Source organism: Enterococcus sp. DIV1096b (genome assembly GCF_050498765.1).
Taxonomy (GTDB): Bacteria; Bacillota; Bacilli; order Lactobacillales; family Enterococcaceae; genus Enterococcus_D; species Enterococcus_D entomosocium.
The window spans coordinates 1,185,034-1,201,646 of sequence record NZ_JBMHEK010000001.1; the positions used below are offsets into that span (position 1 = coordinate 1,185,034).

Genomic DNA, 16,613 nt, shown 5'->3' on the forward strand with positions numbered 1-16,613 from the left:
GAGGCTTTTTTGTTTTTATCAATCATTTCTTGCATGAAAAACATACAACTGTTTGCTTGCTTCAAACAACGTTTCATCAAAAAATGGGTTCAGTCATTATAGGAGGGATACTATGAATAACAAAGAAATCGTCGCACAAGCGATCCATCAAGTAGTAAAAGAAGATCTATCGATCGAACAAGTTCAGCAATTACTGGAAAATCCAAAGTCAGCCGACCATGGGGATGTGGCATTCCCAGCCTTCTCGCTAGCAAAAGTCTATCGGAAAGCGCCGCAGCAAATTGCCGCAGACTTAGCAGAAAAAATCGATCAAGCGTCTTTTGAAAAAATTGAAGTGGTCGGTCCGTATTTAAACTTCTTTATGGATAAAAAAGCAATCTCTGCCCATGTCTTAGAGCTGGTTCTCAAAGAAAAAAATCATTTTGGCGATCAAACCATCGGCAATCAGCAAGCAGTACCGATCGATATGTCTTCACCAAATATTGCCAAACCCATCTCAATGGGGCATTTGCGTTCCACTGTGATTGGTAACTCGATCGGCTTTATTTTAGAAAAAATCGGTTATCAGCCAATTCGCATCAACCATTTAGGCGACTGGGGCACACAATTTGGGAAATTGATCGTTGCCTATAAGAAGTGGGGGTCAGAAGAAGCGGTCAAAGCGGAACCAATCAACGAACTATTACGTTTGTATGTTGATTTTCATGAAGCAGCCGAGACAGATAAGCAATTAGAAGATGATGCGAGAGCTTGGTTCAAGAAACTAGAAGATGGTGACCAAGAAGCAATGGATTTGTGGCAATGGTTCCGTGATGAATCATTAAAAGAATTCAATAAAATCTATGATATGTTGGAAGTTTCCTTTGATTCATTGAATGGCGAAGCTTTCTATAATGATAAAATGACAGAAGTCGTGGAATTATTAGAAGAAAAACACTTGCTAAAAGAAGACCAAGGGGCAGAAATCGTTGATTTGGCTGCCTATGACTTAAATCCGGCATTGATCCGTAAGTCCGATGGTGCGACCCTTTACATCACACGGGATATGGCTGCAGCGCTTTACCGCAAACGGACCTACAATTTTGCAAAATCATTGTACGTGGTAGGGAATGAACAAAGTTATCACTTCAAACAATTAAAAGCTGTTTTGAAGGAAATGGGCTTTGAGTGGGCAGATGATATGACCCACGTACCATTTGGGTTGATCACCAAAGATGGGAAAAAACTGTCTACAAGAAAAGGCAAGATTGTTCTTTTGGAAGAAGTATTGAATGAAGCGATCGATTCAGCGAAAGAACAAATCACTGAAAAGAACCCAACACTTGAAAACAAAGAAGAAGTAGCAAAACAAGTCGGTGTCGGGGCAGTCGTTTTCCACGATTTGAAAAATGACCGTTTGAATAATTTCGACTTTACGCTAGAAGAAGTCGTCCGTTTTGAAGGAGAGACCGGACCATACGTGCAATACTCTCATGCCCGTGCCATGAGCATTCTTGAAAAAGCCAACTTTGATCCCGCTGCTGTCAGCAGTCTGGCGTTGGCAGACGCTGAGAGCTGGGAAGTTATCAAATTGATTCAGCGCTACCCAGAAACGGTCATGCAAGCGGCGGAAAAATATGAACCATCCGTCATTGCCAAACATGCCATCAAGTTGGCACAAGCCTTTAACAAGTATTATGCCAATGTCAAAATCTTAGCCGAAGATACGGAAAAAGACGCACGTCTAGCTCTTGTTTATGCAGTAACTACTCTATTGAAAGAAGATTTACGGTTGCTTGGTTTACACGCACCCGACAAAATGTAACAAAAAAAGCTGTGCTTCTTGTTTCGACAAGGGCACAGCTTTTTTGTAGTGAAGAATGCAGCTAGATCCTATAGCTGTTTTTGCGCTATAAGACCGCGTGGTTTCTGATAAATTGATAAAAAGTTTCAGCGTCTTCGTCGCTGCGGGAAATCACCGCTACTGTATCAAAGCCCGCCAACGAGCAAACTTTTTCTGGCATGGTCACTTCATCGATCGCTGCCGAAAGCAAAGGCGCATTGTCCGCAACGGTATGGATCAAGGTCATGAATTGCACACGATCTACTTTAGTGACAACGTCTTCGATCATCTGTATCAACCGCTGCTCTTCTTCTTTTTCATCCTCAGAAGCTTGCATTCCTTGAAAAATGACAAACTTTGTCTGACCTGACTCATCGGGCACTTTCACGATTTTCAAATCACGAATATCGCGAGAAATAGTCGCTTGCGTGGCGGAGACGCCTTGGACTTCCAATTGCTGCAATAATTCTTCTTGCGTGCGTACAGTATGTTCAGTAATGATTTGTCTAATAAGTAAATGGCGATCAGCTTTTCGCATAGGTAAACTCCTTTAAGCATGATTGATTAAGTCAGCCTTATCATAGCAGATAACGCCGAAAAAACCTAGATATTATAAGAAAAGATTTAGAGTGTTAAAAAAAGCTGGATCGTGAATCGTAGTTTTTCATTTGAATCAGTTGCATTTCTTTTTTAGCTACTGTATACTGTTTAAGGCGTGAGTTTTTCACGTCAATCCCACATCTTGTTCCATCTGCGAAGCGGTGCTGATCGATTCAGTTCTTCAAGGAGTAAAAGAGCAAGAGAGGAAAACAAAAAACCAAATTGGAGGAAACACAACATGGCAGTAATCTCAATGAAACAATTACTTGAAGCCGGCGTACACTTTGGTCACCAAACTCGTCGCTGGAACCCAAAAATGAAGAAATATATCTTCACAGAAAGAAACGGCATCTACATCATTGATTTGCAAAAAACAGTGAAATTAGTAGACGCAGCTTACGACTACATGAAAAATGTTGCTGAAGAAGGCGGCGTTGCATTGTTCGTAGGTACTAAAAAACAAGCACAAGAAGCAATCAAAGAAGAAGCAATCCGTTCAGGTCAATACTATGTTAACCATCGTTGGTTAGGTGGAACATTGACAAACTGGGAAACAATCCAAAAACGTGTTGCTCGTTTGAAACAAATCAACAAAATGGAAGAAGATGGTACATTTGCTGTTCTTCCTAAAAAAGAAGTCGTTGGCTTGAACAAAGAGCGCGAACGTCTTGAAAAATTCTTAGGCGGTATCGCTGATATGCCAAGAATTCCAGATGTAATGTACGTTGTTGACCCACGTAAAGAACGTATCGCGATCCAAGAAGCACGCAAATTAAATATCCCGATCGTAGCGATGGTCGATACAAACTGTGATCCAGACGAAATCGATGTTGTTATCCCATCAAATGATGACGCTATTCGTGCCGTTAAATTGATCACTGCGAAAATGGCAGATGCTTTCATCGAAGGTAACCAAGGCGAAGACCAAGTAGCAGAAGAAGATTTTGCTGCTGAATCAACAGAAAACGCAACTTCAATCGAAGAAATCGTTGATGTTGTCGAAGGCGACAACGCATCAGCTGAATAATAAATGATGGAGCTGTTTCAAAGGCTAGGCGCCAAGCCTCACTCTCCTTTGAAACAGCTTTTTTTAAAGACAAGCAATCTTGTTTAAAAACATTTAGGAGGAAACAAAAAATGGCAGAAGTAACAGCTAAATTAGTAAAAGAATTACGCGATATGACTGGTGTAGGAATGATGGACGCAAAACGTGCATTAGTTGAAGTAGAAGGCGACATCGAAAAAGCCGTTGACTTATTACGTGAAAAAGGTATGGCAAAAGCTGCGAAGAAAAACGACCGTATTGCTGCTGAAGGTTTAGCATCTGTAGCAATCAACGGCAACACAGCAGCAATCGTTGAAGTGAACTCAGAAACTGACTTCGTTTCTAAAAACGAAATGTTCCAAGACTTAGTAAAAGAAATCGCTGAAGTAATCGCAGCGAACAAACCAGCTGATATGGATGCTGCTTTAAAATTAGAAACCTCTAAAGGCACAATGGATGCTGCGTTGATCGAAGCAACACAAGTAATCGGAGAAAAAATCAGCTTCCGTCGTTTTGAAGTTGTTGAAAAAGATGACAATGCTGCTTTCGGCGGTTACCTACACATGGGCGGACGTATTGCGGTATTGACTGTTCTTGAAGGAACAACTGACGAATCAGTTGCGAAAGATGTTGCAATGCACGTTGCAGCGATCAACCCTCGCTACGTGAACGAAGCACAAATCTCTCAAGAAGAATTGGATCATGAAAAACAAGTCTTGACAGAACAAGCATTGAACGAAGGCAAACCAGCGAACATCGTTGAAAAAATGGTTGAAGGACGCTTGAAGAAATTTAAAGCAGAAATCGCTTTGGTTGACCAACCATTCGTTAAAGACCCAGATATGACAGTTGAAAAATATGTTGCATCAAAAGGCGCAACTGTGAAATCTTTTGTCCGCTTTGAAGTCGGCGAAGGTATCGAAAAACGCGAAGACAACTTCGTTGAAGAAGTAATGAGCCAAGTGAAAAAATAATTCTGTTCCTCGAACAGATGGGAACGCATGGAAGTGCGCTCCCTTTTTTTAAGCAAAAACGGTTTTTGAAGAAATAGTGTAGATAATTTTCAACGAAAGAGCACCAATATGCTACAATAGTATTGGAGAATGTACGGAGGAATCATGATGGGCAAACCAAAATATCAACGTGTTGTATTAAAATTAAGTGGTGAAGCATTAGCGGGTGACGAAGGCTTTGGGATCAAACCACCGACCATCCAGGAGATCGTTAAAGAGATCAAGGAAGTCCACGAATTAGGTGTACAGATGGCGATCGTGGTCGGCGGCGGAAACATTTGGCGTGGACAAATCGGTGCGCAAATGGGGATGGAAAGAGCCCAAGCTGATTACATGGGCATGCTAGCGACTGTGATGAATGCTTTAGCATTACAAGATACACTAGAAAACGCTGGTGTACCAACGCGTGTCCAAACTTCAATCGAGATGCGTCAAATCGCTGAGCCTTATATTCGTCGTAGAGCAGAACGCCACTTAGAAAAAGGACGGGTCGTCATTTTTGCTGGCGGAACCGGGAATCCTTATTTCTCAACTGATACGACCGCAGCCTTACGGGCAGCTGAAATCAACGCCGATGTCATTTTGATGGCAAAAAACAATGTTGATGGCGTCTACTCAGCAGATCCTAAAACGGATCAAAGTGCTGTGAAATTTGAAGAATTGACTCATTTAGAAGTCATTTCCAAAGGATTGCAAGTAATGGATTCAACCGCAAGTTCATTAAGTATGGACAACGATATTCCATTAGTCGTATTCAACTTGAATGAGCATGGAAACATTCGCCGCGCCATTTTAGGTGAACATATTGGAACGACAGTAAGGGGGAAATAACATGGCTGACAAAATTTTAACAGAAGCAAAAGACAAAATGAAAAAAGCAGCAGAAAACTTGCAGCGGGAATTAGGACAAATCCGTGCTGGCCGCGCGAACGCGAGCATCTTAGACCGCGTAATGGTTACTTACTATGGTGTACCAACACCCTTGAACCAAATGGCTTCAATTACGATTCCAGAAGCAAGAATTTTGATGATCACACCTTTTGACAAAACAATGATCCAAGAAGTAGAAAAAGCTATCATGCAAAGTGATATTGGTATCACACCTGCCAATGATGGAACGGTCATTCGTTTGGTGATTCCTCAATTAACGGAAGAACGCCGTAAAGAATTAGCGAAAGACGTGAAAAAAGAAGCTGAAAATGCGAAAATCGCCGTCCGTAACATTCGTCGGGATGCCATGGAAGCTTACAAGAAACAAGAAAAAGCTGGCGATATCACAGAAGATGATTTGCGGGAATCTGAAAAAGAAGTGCAGACTGCTACAGATAACAGCATCAAAGAAATCGATGCCATCGCAGCTGAAAAAGAACAAGAATTACTTGAAGTTTAAAAGGAATGACGAAGAGTCGCTTCAGCGGCTCTTTTTTTATGGGCGAAACTATCTCATGTACTTGAATATGACAGCTGTTTTTTTGTTTTTTCTTAATATAGAAATCTTTTCTTGGTTTTCATAGGCAAGAAATCTGATTATTGTTATAATGTAAAAGATGAATTTCAAGAATTGGAAGAGGAGCGAATACGATGCTGCGTTTTTTTCCACAAAAAGACAAATATATCAAAGAAGCGGCTGAACATGAATTTGATCCATCACTGCCGATTCCCCAACACATCGCGATCATTATGGATGGTAACGGCAGATGGGCGCAAAATCGGCGCTTGCCAAGAGTAGCTGGCCACAAAGAAGGCATGGAGACGGTAAAGAAAATCACGAAACACGCTTCACACTTAGGTGTGAAGGTATTGACGCTTTATGCATTTTCGACAGAGAATTGGAAAAGGCCGAACGAGGAAGTAGACTTTTTGATGCAACTACCAGTCGACTTTTTCGACACCTTTGTTCCTGAGCTGATCAAAGAAAATGTTCAAGTCAAAGTGATGGGGTTCACGGATTCTTTACCCGCGCACACGCAAGAAGCGGTCAAGCGAGCGATCGACCAAACCAAAGATAACACCGGGATGATCTTGAATTTTGCTTTAAATTACGGCAGCCGCGCAGAAATTTTGACAGCTGTCCAAGCGCTTTATGAAGAACTCTCGGCTTCCGGCGAAGCCCTACCAGAGCTCACGGAAGACATGCTGGGGACGCATTTGATGACTGGTTTTTTACCAAGCCCTTTGCGGGATCCTGAATTGGTGATTCGAACGAGTGGTGAGGAACGTGTCAGTAATTTCTTGTTATGGCAGATTGCATACAGCGAGTTATTCTTTACGAAGGCGCTCTGGCCTGATTTCGATGCTGCTTTACTAGAAGATGCGATCGGGAGCTTTCAACAACGAAACCGGCGTTTTGGCGGTTTGAAAACAGAGGAGGAAGAAGAGTGAGACAACGTGTAATCACTGCGGTCGTCGCATTAGCCTTTTTCCTGCCAATTATTTATGTTGGCGGCATTGCCGTCGAATTGCTGGCAGCAGCAATGGCAGGAATTGGTGTTTATGAATTATTTCGGATGAAAGGACTAGCTATTTTCAGTTTTGAAGGAATTCTTTCAATCCTCGGAGCGGTGATCTTAGTTTTGCCTCAAGAACGCTGGTTTTTCTTTTTGCCAGAGGGGACAGATAAAAGTGCCTTGTACTATCTGATCGTTCTTTTGTTACTAGGGATCGCGGTTATTTCGAAAAATACGTATACCATCGATGAAGCTGGGTTTCCGGTGATCGTTAGCTTATATACTGGTGTCGGGTTTGAACGTTTCTTGACGGCACGGTCAGCAACGGATGGATTAGTTGTTTTAGTTTTCGGGCTGTTTATCGTGTGGGCAACGGATATTGGGGCTTACATGGTGGGACGGCGTTACGGCCAACGAAAATTATGGCCGGAGATTTCTCCTAATAAAACCATCGAAGGGGCCCTAGGCGGGATTGCTGCTGCGGTGGTCGTAGCTGGTTTGTATCTATTAGCATTTCCTGGGAAAGATTATTTTGGACACGGTAGTGCCATCATGATTTTATTGACGGTCCTCTTTTCGATCGCTGGGCAATTTGGTGATTTAGTGGAATCCGCGATCAAACGTCACTATGGCGTGAAGGATTCAGGGAATATCCTGCCAGGTCACGGAGGAATCTTAGATCGCTTCGATAGCATGTTGTTTGTGTTTCCAATCATGTATTTATTCGGTGTCTTTTAGAAAAGTTTTAAGAAGTGCAGGCTTGGCTTGCGCTTCTTTTTTTAAATTCTTGTTACAACGGGAATGTGAGTTCCTCAACGGGAACCGGTGTGATAAAATAAGGAAAGGCTGCCCTGAATGAGAGGGATGCTGTGAAAGAGAGGAACGAGCATGAAAACGATACTTGTATTTATCATTATCTTTTCCGTGGTGGTAGTGATTCACGAATTTGGACACTACTTCTTTGCAAAACGGGCAGGTATTTTAGTAAGAGAGTTTGCCATCGGTATGGGGCCTAAATTGTTCGCGCATCAAGCGAAAGATGGGACGACCTACACGATTCGGATGCTGCCATTAGGCGGGTATGTCCAAATGGCAGGCTGGGGCGAAGATGAGACTGAATTAACGCCTGGCATGCCAGTCTCCTTGGTTCAAGATGCAACTGGCAGAGTCATCAAAATCAATACAAGCAAAAAGATCCAATTGCCGCAAGCGATCCCCATGGAAGTGACCGACTTTGACTTGGAGGAGAAGTTGACGATCACTGGCTTCATCAACGGCAATGAACAAGAAGCGGTTACGTACGCTGTGGATCATGACGCAACGATCATTCATGAAGATGGCGTTGAAGTTCGGATCGCACCAAAAGACGTTCAATTCCAGTCTGCAAAGCTGTGGCAACGAATGCTGACGAATTTTGCAGGACCGATGAATAACTTTATTTTATCCTTGGTTTTATTCACTGGATTGGTGTTTGCGCAAGGTGGTGTCGCGAATCAAGATGCAACCGTCGTGACAGGAATCGAAGCAGGAACCCCGGCAGCTGAAGCCGGGCTGAAAAATGGCGACGAAATCCTAGCAGTTGAAGGCGTCGATGTTTCCAACTGGTCAGAATTGACGACAGAGATCCAAAAGTACCCAGCTACTAAGATTACTCTAGAAGTCAAACGAGGAGCGGAAACACTTGATTTGACAGCAACTCCTGCGAGTCAAGAATCAGGGGAGACCACGATCGGTTTCTTAGGGATCACGGCTTCGTTAAAAACTGGGATCGGAGACATCTTACTGGGTGGCTTACAAACGACCATTGACAATTCGCTGGTTATTTTTAGAGCAGTCGGCAACTTGATCGCCCAACCAGATATCAATAAATTGGGCGGACCGGTAGCGATTTTCCAACTGTCTTCTCAAGCCGCATCGCAAGGTGTCACAACGGTGATCGCCATGATGGCGATGATTTCCATCAATTTGGGGATCTTTAATTTATTGCCGATTCCTGGATTAGATGGTGGGAAACTGGTTTTAAATATTTTAGAAGGTGTGCGAGGCAAGCCAATCAGTCAAGAAAAAGAAGGCATCATTACCCTGATTGGGTTTGGGTTTTTGATGCTGCTGATGGTTCTCGTTACCTGGAATGATATCCAACGTTTCTTCTTTTAAAAATAAGACGCACAAGCAAATCAATTGTTGATCGGGTGAACATGTTTTTTTTAGCAAAGGAGAAAAAAATGAAACAGTCAAAATGTTTGATTCCGACATTGAGGGAAACCCCCAGCGATGCGGAGACGTTAAGTCATCAACTGTTAGTTAGGGCAGGGTATATTCGACAAGTGGCGGCAGGCATCTATGTCTACTTGCCATTAGCTCAAAGGGTGTTAGAAAAGATCAAACGGGTCATTCGTGAGGAGCTGGCAGAAATCGATGCTGTGGAGATGGCGATGCCTTCTTTGCTTCCGTATGAACCATGGAAGGAGTCTGGACGGGCCTCATTGTATGGTGAGTCTTTGTATCGGTTGACAGATCGAAACGAACGAGAGATCGTTTTAGGGCCCACTCACGAAGAGCCGTTCACGACATTGATCAAAAACGAGATCACGTCTTATAAGCGGCTGCCTTTGAGCTTATATCAGATCCAAACGAAATATCGGGACGAACAGCGGCCGCGTTTTGGATTGATTCGCAGCCGTGAATTTATCATGCAAGATGGCTATTCTTTTCACGCCGATGAAGCCAGCTTAGATCAAACCTATAATCGCTACGAAATGGCTTACCATGCCATATTGAAACGCTGTGGGATCGAGTATCGGGCAGTGATCGGGGATAATGGCTTGATGGGTGGCCGAGATTCAAAAGAGTTTTTGGCATTGTCTGGAATCGGCGAAGAGCTGATCTGTTATTCGACTGAAAGCGACTATGTCGCCAATTGGAAACTAGCAACTAGTCAGTATATCGCTAAAAAATCTCATGAGACCTACTTAGAGTTACAAAAAGTCGTTCATAAAGAATCATTATCGTTAGAGGAACTGGCGAAAACACACGATACGGATTTGCAAAAAATCGTTCAAGTATTTTTGCTGCTCGTTGACGAGCAAGTCATTATGGTATTACTTCGAGGTGATCACAGTCTCAATGAAACAAAAATCAAGCATTTTTTAGCGGCTGATCAAGTGAAGGTCCTGACTGCTGAAGAAGCCGAGTCCTATCTGACCAGTGACACACAACTTCGCAGCCCCATTGAGCTTGCTGATTCGATCCAATTGTATGCGGATCAGCATGTCCAAGATATGGCGAATCTGATCGTCCCAGCGGCAGAAAAACAGAGCTATTTTCTCAATGCAAATGTAGGCCGTGATTTTCAACCACTAGCCTTTGCCGATTTTCGCTTGGTTCAAGAAGGCGATCCTTCCCCAGATGGAAAAGGAACCTTAACCTTTACGCGAGGAATCGAAGTTGGGCATATCTTCAAGTTAGGAACCAAGTACAGCGAGGCCCAAGAAGCGACGGTTGTCGATGAAAATGGCGATGAACAACCAATCATCATGGGCTGTTATGGTCTGGGCGTTTCTCGGCTGCTTTCAACAATCGTCGAACAATACGGCAATGAGTTTGGGATCGATTGGCCCCAAGAAATTGCCCCATTTGATGTGCATATCATCCAAACGTCGATTGAAGATAGCTATCAAAATGCCTTAAGTGAAGAAGTAGAAGAAATGATGAACCAAGTCGGCTATCAAGTATTGGTGGATGACCGCAATGAACGTGCAGGGGTCAAATTTGCAGATGCCGATTTGATTGGTTGTCCGATTCGCTTGACCATCGGTAAAAAAGCCGTAGAAGGCATCGTGGAGATCAAAATCAAGCATACTGGCGCAACCGTTGAAGTGAGGAAAGAAGAAGTCGCTTCGACCTTGACGATTTTATTAGCCAACCAAGAATAAATCGGAACAAATGGTAGATCGAGAGAGGAAATCCTTTCTCGATTTTTTAATGAAAGTGAAGACAAAAAGAGGTATACTAGTGAGTACTGAGAAAAGGAGGATCTTCAATTGTCAAAAGAAAGAGAGACCTTTGAGATATTATTAGACCAAATTGCAGCTGCCCCAAATCTTCGGCAGCATCCGTTGATGCAGACTGCCCAAATCAGACAAGTAACCGTGCATCGACAATCAAAAGCGTGGACGTTTTATTTCCAATTTGAACGTTTATTACCGGTGATGGTGTATCAATCCTTTAAACAACACATTGAACTAGCGTTTAAAGAGATCGCGGAAGTTCGCATTGTCATTGAAGCTCAAGATGGTTCCTTCGATGAGCAGTTCATTCAAGAATACTGGCCATTAGCGTTAGCCAATCAAAATTGTGATCGGCCGTTAGTTCATCAAGTGATTAAAAATCAAATGCCTATGATTCAAGAGAACAAAGTGATTTTACCCGTCAACAATGATGCGGTCATCACGATTTTGCAGCAACAGTACTTACCGATCATTGAGGAAAATTATGGGACTTTCGGGTTTCAAAAATTTCGGATCTTGCCGCAGCTAGACAAAGAACAGGCTGAGGCAGCCTTGAAAGAACTTGAAGCACGAAAAGAAGAACAAACGGCAGCCTTCCAATTGCAAGCCGCTGAGAACTTAATGGCCCACGAGCAACGCAAAAAAGAAGTCAAAACAGTCGAATTTGACGGACCAATTGCCTTGGGACGTAATATTCCTGCCGATGAACCTGTGACACCGATGATCAATATCATTGAGGAAGAACGCAGAGTTACGATCCAAGGGTATGTCTTTGATAAAGAAGTTCGAGAATTGCGTTCAAAACGGAAGATTTTGATTTTGAAAATCACCGACTATACGTCGTCGTTTAGTGTGAAAAAATTCTCCAATAATGAAAAAGATGAACAAGTCTTTGATGCCATTGCTAAAGGTAGTTGGGTCAAAGTGCGTGGTAGTGTTCAAGAAGATACTTTTATGCGAGATCTCGTTATGAATGCGCAAGATTTGCTGGAAGTCAAACACGAGGCCCGCAAAGATTATGCACCTGAAGGCGAAAAACGGGTCGAACTTCACCTGCATTCTAATATGAGTACGATGGATGCAACCAACAATGTGGCAGACTTTGTCGCTCAAGCTGGCAAGTGGGGCCATAAGGCGATTGCGATCACCGATCATGGTGGCGCACAAGGGTTTCCTGATGCCCATCACGCCGGAGAAAAAGCCGGGGTAAAAATTCTTTACGGTGTGGAAGCCAATATCGTGGATGACGGGGTAGCGGTTGCCTATAATCCGAAGCCTGTCCCACTGACTGATGCCACTTATATCGTGTTTGACGTGGAGACCACCGGATTGTCTGCAGTGTACGACACCATCATTGAATTGGCCGCTGTGCGGATGCATAAAGGCAACGTGGAAGGCTCCTTTGATGAATTCATCGATCCTGGCCATCCTTTATCACGAACGACCGTAGAATTGACGGGGATCACCGATGAAATGGTTCGGGGGTCAAAATCGGAAGAAGAAGTCTTACGTTTGTTCCGTGAGTTTTCTGAAGGAGCCATTCTAGTTGCCCACAATGCGTCATTTGATATGGGCTTCTTAAATACAAGTTATCGAAAATACGGTATTCCAGAAGCAGAAAATCCCGTCATTGATACATTGGAACTCGCTCGTTATTTGTATCCAGAGTTTAAGCGATTCGGTTTAGGTGTCCTTTCCAAAAAATTCGGCGTTAGTTTGGAGCAACATCACCGAGCGATCTACGATGCCGAGGCAACCGGTCATTTAGCGTGGATCTTTGTCAAAGAAGCGATGGAAAAACATGACATGCTGCTGCACGAAGATTTGAACCGACACGTTGGGGGCGAGAACTCCTATAAAGCAGCTCGGCCTTTCCATGCCACGATCTTAGCCCGAACACAGGCGGGATTGAAGAATTTATTCAAGCTGATCTCGATGTCGAATGTGAAGTACTTCCATGATAAAGTCCCGCGGATCCCGCGCTCAGAATTGGTGAAATTGCGGGAAGGATTGTTAGTCGGAACCGCTTGTGATAAAGGGGAAGTCTTTGTCGCAATGATGCAAAAAGGGGTCGATGCAGCGCGGGAACTTGCTAAGTTTTATGACTATATCGAAGTCATGCCCAAAGCAGTTTATGCCCATCTCTTAGAAACGGAGCTCGTGAAAAGTGAAAAAGACCTAGAAGACATTATTCGGAATTTGATCCAAATGGGTGAAGAGTTAGGAAAAATCGTTGTTGCTACTGGGAATGCCCACTACCTGAACGAAGAAGATGCCATTTATCGTAAGGTCTTGATCAATTCGATGGGGGGCGCCAATCCCTTGAATCGGCATAGTTTACCGGATGTACACTTCCGAACAACCGATGAGATGCTGACCGCTTTTCAGTTTTTAGGTCCAGAAGTAGCGAAAGAAATTGTGGTGACGAACCCAAATAAAATCGCTGATCTCTGTGAAAAAGTCATTCCGGTAAAAGATGATCTGTATACACCAAAGATTCCCGGATCTGAACAAGAGATCACCGACTTGAGTTACAACCGTGCCAAAGAGCTATACGGTGATCCATTACCAGAAATTGTGGAAAAACGTTTGAAAAAAGAGCTTGATTCGATCATTGGGAATGGGTTTTCCGTGATCTATTTGATCTCACAAAAACTGGTTCATAAAAGCAATCAAGACGGCTACTTAGTAGGGTCACGGGGATCAGTCGGTTCTAGTTTCGTAGCAACGATGACTGGGATCACTGAGGTCAATCCATTAGCCCCTCATTATTATTGTCCCGATTGCCAGTATTCTGAGTTTTACGAAGACGGCTCGTATGGTTCTGGTTATGATATGCCAGAGAAAAAATGTCCAAAATGCGGCACACGTCTGAACAAAGATGGCCATGATATTCCTTTTGAAACCTTCCTTGGTTTCCATGGCGATAAAGTCCCCGATATCGATTTGAACTTCTCTGGGGAATATCAGCCAGAGGCCCATAACTATACGAAAGTGCTCTTCGGCGAAGAATATGTCTATCGTGCCGGAACGATCGGTACAGTAGCCGATAAAACAGCCTTCGGTTTCGTAAAAGGCTTTGAGCGCGATCATAATCTCCATTATCGAGCAGCTGAAGTCGATCGATTGGCTAAGGGTGCAACTGGCGTCAAACGGACAACTGGTCAGCATCCGGGGGGAATCATCGTTATTCCAGACTATATGGATGTCTATGATTTCACGCCGATTCAATACCCAGCAGATGATCAAAATTCAGAATGGAAAACGACCCACTTTGATTTCCATTCCATTCATGACAATATTTTAAAACTGGATATCCTGGGACACGATGACCCAACGGTGATTCGGATGCTGCAGGATTTATCAGGAATCGATCCTAAAACGATCCCCACGGATGATCCGGAAGTGATGCGTATTTTTGGTGGTACGGACGTGCTAGGTGTGACTGAAGAGCAGATCTACTCAAAAACAGGTACATTAGGCATCCCAGAATTTGGGACCCGATTTGTGCGGGGGATGTTGGATCAAACCCATCCATCGACGTTTGCAGAGCTTTTGCAGATCTCTGGTCTTTCCCATGGTACCGATGTATGGTTGGGCAATGCCGAAGAACTGATTCGTCGCGGAGATGCCAGTCTAGCAGAAGTAATCGGCTGTCGGGATGATATCATGGTGTACTTGATCCATGCTGGCTTAGATGACGGGATGGCCTTTAAAATCATGGAGACGGTTCGTAAAGGGCAATGGAACAAGATCCCTGACGACTTGCGGGACACTTACTTGCAAGCGATGCGGGAGAACAATGTCCCTGAATGGTATATCGATTCTTGTTCGAAGATCAAGTATATGTTCCCGAAAGCCCATGCGGCGGCGTATGTTTTGATGGCGTTGCGGGTGGCTTACTTTAAAGTGTACTTCCCAATTCTCTATTACTGTGCTTATTTCTCTGTCCGGGCGGATGATTTTGATTTGATTGCCATGTCAAAAGGAAAAGACGCCGTAAAAGAACGGATGCAAGAAATCACTGACAAAGGATTGGATGCGTCAACGAAAGAAAAGAATCTGTTAACCGTTCTGGAGTTAGCCAATGAAATGTTAGAGCGCGGTTATGAATTTGGGATGATCGATCTGTATAAATCGGATGCGGAAAACTTCGTGATCGACGGAAAAAAATTGATCGCACCATTTCGAGCAGTGCCGAGTTTGGGACTAAACGTAGCGAAACAAATCGTGGAAGCACGGAAAAATGGTCCTTTCTTATCGAAAGAAGATCTCGCCAATCGCGGGAAAGTTTCTAAGACTTTGATTGAATACATGACGGATAACGGTGTTCTTAAAGATTTACCTGATGAAAATCAGTTATCGTTGTTTGATATGTTGTAAACCACCGGCTGTTCACTTAAGATAAAAAATAAGCACATCATCATAATGGCTAGTATAGCTAGTTTCTGCATGATGTGCTTTTTTGTCTTGTTTGTGAAATCGATCTAAGCAGCCACAATCTGACGAAAATCAGAAAGATCGTGGTCTATTGTGGGAAATCATAGGGGCCAGCCTTGGTAGCGAATCAATCGAACCTTTACCATACAAAGAGGAGAAAAATACTCGTTACCGAAAGAAGCGAATGCCTTTGGTAACGAGTATTTTTCGACAAAGTTCGTTAAATAGCTAAAAAAAGAAAAAAAGCAAAACAGGCAAATACACCATGTACAGTAAGACGGAATAGCCTAAACATGAAGTTGCAAATTCTTCATCCCCTTGGTAGTTTCGTACAAGGATCGGGACAGAGTTTTGGACGGGCATAGAGGCTTGAATAATAAACACAGAAAGCATCAATTCAGGAACAGGGATGATTCTGCTTAACAGCCACACAACGAGGGGCGAAAGAACGAAACGACCAAACAAGACACCGACAATGTCTTTCGTCATTCGCAAATTTTTGAGTCCCCCAAAGTAGACGATGATTCCGATAATAAACATTGATAAGGGTGTCGTCAAATCTGCTAGATAGCTTCCAAGGCCATCAACAAATGAGGGCAGCGGTAAGGTGAATAGCATCCAGATCAAACCGATGATGAAACCAATCAAGGCTGGTGAAAAAATCTTTTTTAGCATGACCAATGGATGAAAGGAAATCCGGGCTTCACCAAAATCAGGATTGTCTTTTGCTAACTCAAAAATACCGATGGTCCAAAATAATGTCGTATTTACAATATAGTACAACAACACATAAGGAACGGCTTTTTCACCAAAAATAGCTAAATTGATCGGTAAGCCGATGAAGATCGTATTGGAAAAGGTAAACATGGCGGAAAATGCGCCTTGGTGTTTGGCTTCAACTTGCGCGAAACGTCGCCATAAATAACCAGCGAAGTAAGTGATCATCATGGAAAGTAATGGGATGATCATCCCCGAAACCAATGAAAGAAATTCATCTTTCGTAAAGTTTTTAATAATCGTTAAAAACATATTGGCTGGTAATGAGACATTTAATACCAATTTTGAAAACGTATCGGCGGTTCGATTAGAAAACCATTGTTTGTAAGACAACCAATAACCGATAAACATGAGACTGAAAATGACAAAAATATTGATATATGCTTGAAACATGTGCTCACCTCTCATTTACTATAGCGAAAGGCAGAAGAAGAAGCAACTGATTCCCATTTGAAAACA

12 protein-coding genes are annotated in these 16,613 nt (G+C 43.1%); 10 read left to right on the plus strand and 2 right to left on the minus strand.

Annotated elements, in window-relative coordinates; all coding sequences use genetic code 11:
• The first annotated feature begins 112 nt into the window (after nt 1–112).
• Nucleotides 113–1,804 (plus strand): arginine--tRNA ligase, encoded by a 1,692-nt coding sequence (argS, locus tag IGJ17_RS05770; RefSeq protein ID WP_005237000.1) that lies wholly within the window; start codon nt 113–115, stop codon nt 1,802–1,804.
• Between the two features lie 85 nt (nt 1,805–1,889).
• Here argS and IGJ17_RS05775 read toward each other — a convergent pair whose 3' ends face one another.
• Nucleotides 1,890–2,360 (minus strand): arginine repressor, encoded by a 471-nt coding sequence (locus IGJ17_RS05775; protein WP_005236999.1) that lies wholly within the window; start codon nt 2,358–2,360, stop codon nt 1,890–1,892.
• Nucleotides 2,361–2,660: 300 nt separating this feature from the next.
• On the opposite strand from IGJ17_RS05775, the gene rpsB reads away from it, so the two are divergent.
• The 9 genes from rpsB (at nt 2,661) to IGJ17_RS05820 (ending at nt 15,320) form a co-directional block, all read left to right on the plus strand.
• Nucleotides 2,661–3,449 carry a 30S ribosomal protein S2 gene (gene rpsB, locus IGJ17_RS05780; RefSeq protein WP_005229426.1) on the plus strand — a complete coding sequence of 263 codons (789 nt, stop codon included), beginning with the start codon at nt 2,661–2,663 and terminating at the stop codon, nt 3,447–3,449.
• A gap of 110 nt (nt 3,450–3,559) precedes the next feature.
• Nucleotides 3,560–4,441, plus strand: coding sequence for a translation elongation factor Ts (tsf, locus tag IGJ17_RS05785; RefSeq protein WP_005229432.1), 882 nt, complete (start codon nt 3,560–3,562; stop codon nt 4,439–4,441).
• Nucleotides 4,442–4,588: 147 nt separating this feature from the next.
• On the plus strand, nt 4,589–5,311 hold the full coding sequence (gene pyrH / locus IGJ17_RS05790) for a UMP kinase (protein WP_005229433.1): 723 nt from the start codon (nt 4,589–4,591) through the stop codon (nt 5,309–5,311).
• A 1-nt stretch (nt 5,312) separates the two neighbouring features.
• Nucleotides 5,313–5,870 carry a ribosome recycling factor gene (gene frr, locus IGJ17_RS05795; protein WP_005229434.1) on the plus strand — a complete coding sequence of 186 codons (558 nt, stop codon included), beginning with the start codon at nt 5,313–5,315 and terminating at the stop codon, nt 5,868–5,870.
• Nucleotides 5,871–6,061: 191 nt separating this feature from the next.
• Nucleotides 6,062–6,862, plus strand: coding sequence for an isoprenyl transferase (locus IGJ17_RS05800; protein WP_086332206.1), 801 nt, complete (start codon nt 6,062–6,064; stop codon nt 6,860–6,862).
• Nucleotides 6,859–7,665, plus strand: a complete 807-nt coding sequence (locus IGJ17_RS05805; protein WP_005236992.1) for a phosphatidate cytidylyltransferase — start codon at nt 6,859–6,861, stop codon at nt 7,663–7,665. The genes IGJ17_RS05800 and IGJ17_RS05805 overlap by 4 nt, the downstream gene beginning before the upstream one ends.
• A 150-nt stretch (nt 7,666–7,815) precedes the next feature.
• Complete coding sequence (rseP, locus tag IGJ17_RS05810) at nt 7,816–9,084, plus strand: RIP metalloprotease RseP (protein ID WP_008381110.1); 1,269 nt, start codon at nt 7,816–7,818, stop codon at nt 9,082–9,084.
• Nucleotides 9,085–9,152: 68 nt separating this feature from the next.
• Nucleotides 9,153–10,862: a proline--tRNA ligase gene (locus IGJ17_RS05815; protein WP_429961157.1), complete on the plus strand. Its 1,710-nt coding sequence runs from the start codon at nt 9,153–9,155 to the stop codon at nt 10,860–10,862.
• 108 nt (nt 10,863–10,970) lie between these two features.
• A complete protein-coding gene (locus IGJ17_RS05820) occupies nt 10,971–15,320 on the plus strand; it encodes a PolC-type DNA polymerase III (RefSeq protein ID WP_005236975.1) in 4,350 nt (1,449 codons plus the stop codon).
• A 285-nt stretch (nt 15,321–15,605) separates the two neighbouring features.
• On the opposite strand, the gene IGJ17_RS05825 is transcribed toward IGJ17_RS05820, so the two are convergent.
• On the minus strand, nt 15,606–16,547 hold the full coding sequence (locus IGJ17_RS05825; protein ID WP_034872197.1) for an AEC family transporter: 942 nt from the start codon (nt 16,545–16,547) through the stop codon (nt 15,606–15,608).
• Nucleotides 16,548–16,613: the final 66 nt, after the last annotated feature.

What these genes read in the sequence shown, in the direction of transcription:
- argS (WP_005237000.1), top strand. Translation starts at nt 113, where the DNA reads ATGAATAACAAAGAAATCGTCGCACAAGCGATCCATCAAGTAGTAAAA.
- IGJ17_RS05775 (WP_005236999.1), bottom strand. Translation starts at nt 2,360, where the DNA reads ATGCGAAAAGCTGATCGCCATTTACTTATTAGACAAATCATTACTGAA.
- rpsB (WP_005229426.1), top strand. Translation starts at nt 2,661, where the DNA reads ATGGCAGTAATCTCAATGAAACAATTACTTGAAGCCGGCGTACACTTT.
- tsf (WP_005229432.1), top strand. Translation starts at nt 3,560, where the DNA reads ATGGCAGAAGTAACAGCTAAATTAGTAAAAGAATTACGCGATATGACT.
- pyrH (WP_005229433.1), top strand. Translation starts at nt 4,589, where the DNA reads ATGGGCAAACCAAAATATCAACGTGTTGTATTAAAATTAAGTGGTGAA.
- frr (WP_005229434.1), top strand. Translation starts at nt 5,313, where the DNA reads ATGGCTGACAAAATTTTAACAGAAGCAAAAGACAAAATGAAAAAAGCA.
- IGJ17_RS05800 (WP_086332206.1), top strand. Translation starts at nt 6,062, where the DNA reads ATGCTGCGTTTTTTTCCACAAAAAGACAAATATATCAAAGAAGCGGCT.
- rseP (WP_008381110.1), top strand. Translation starts at nt 7,816, where the DNA reads ATGAAAACGATACTTGTATTTATCATTATCTTTTCCGTGGTGGTAGTG.
- IGJ17_RS05815 (WP_429961157.1), top strand. Translation starts at nt 9,153, where the DNA reads ATGAAACAGTCAAAATGTTTGATTCCGACATTGAGGGAAACCCCCAGC.
- IGJ17_RS05825 (WP_034872197.1), bottom strand. Translation starts at nt 16,547, where the DNA reads ATGTTTCAAGCATATATCAATATTTTTGTCATTTTCAGTCTCATGTTT.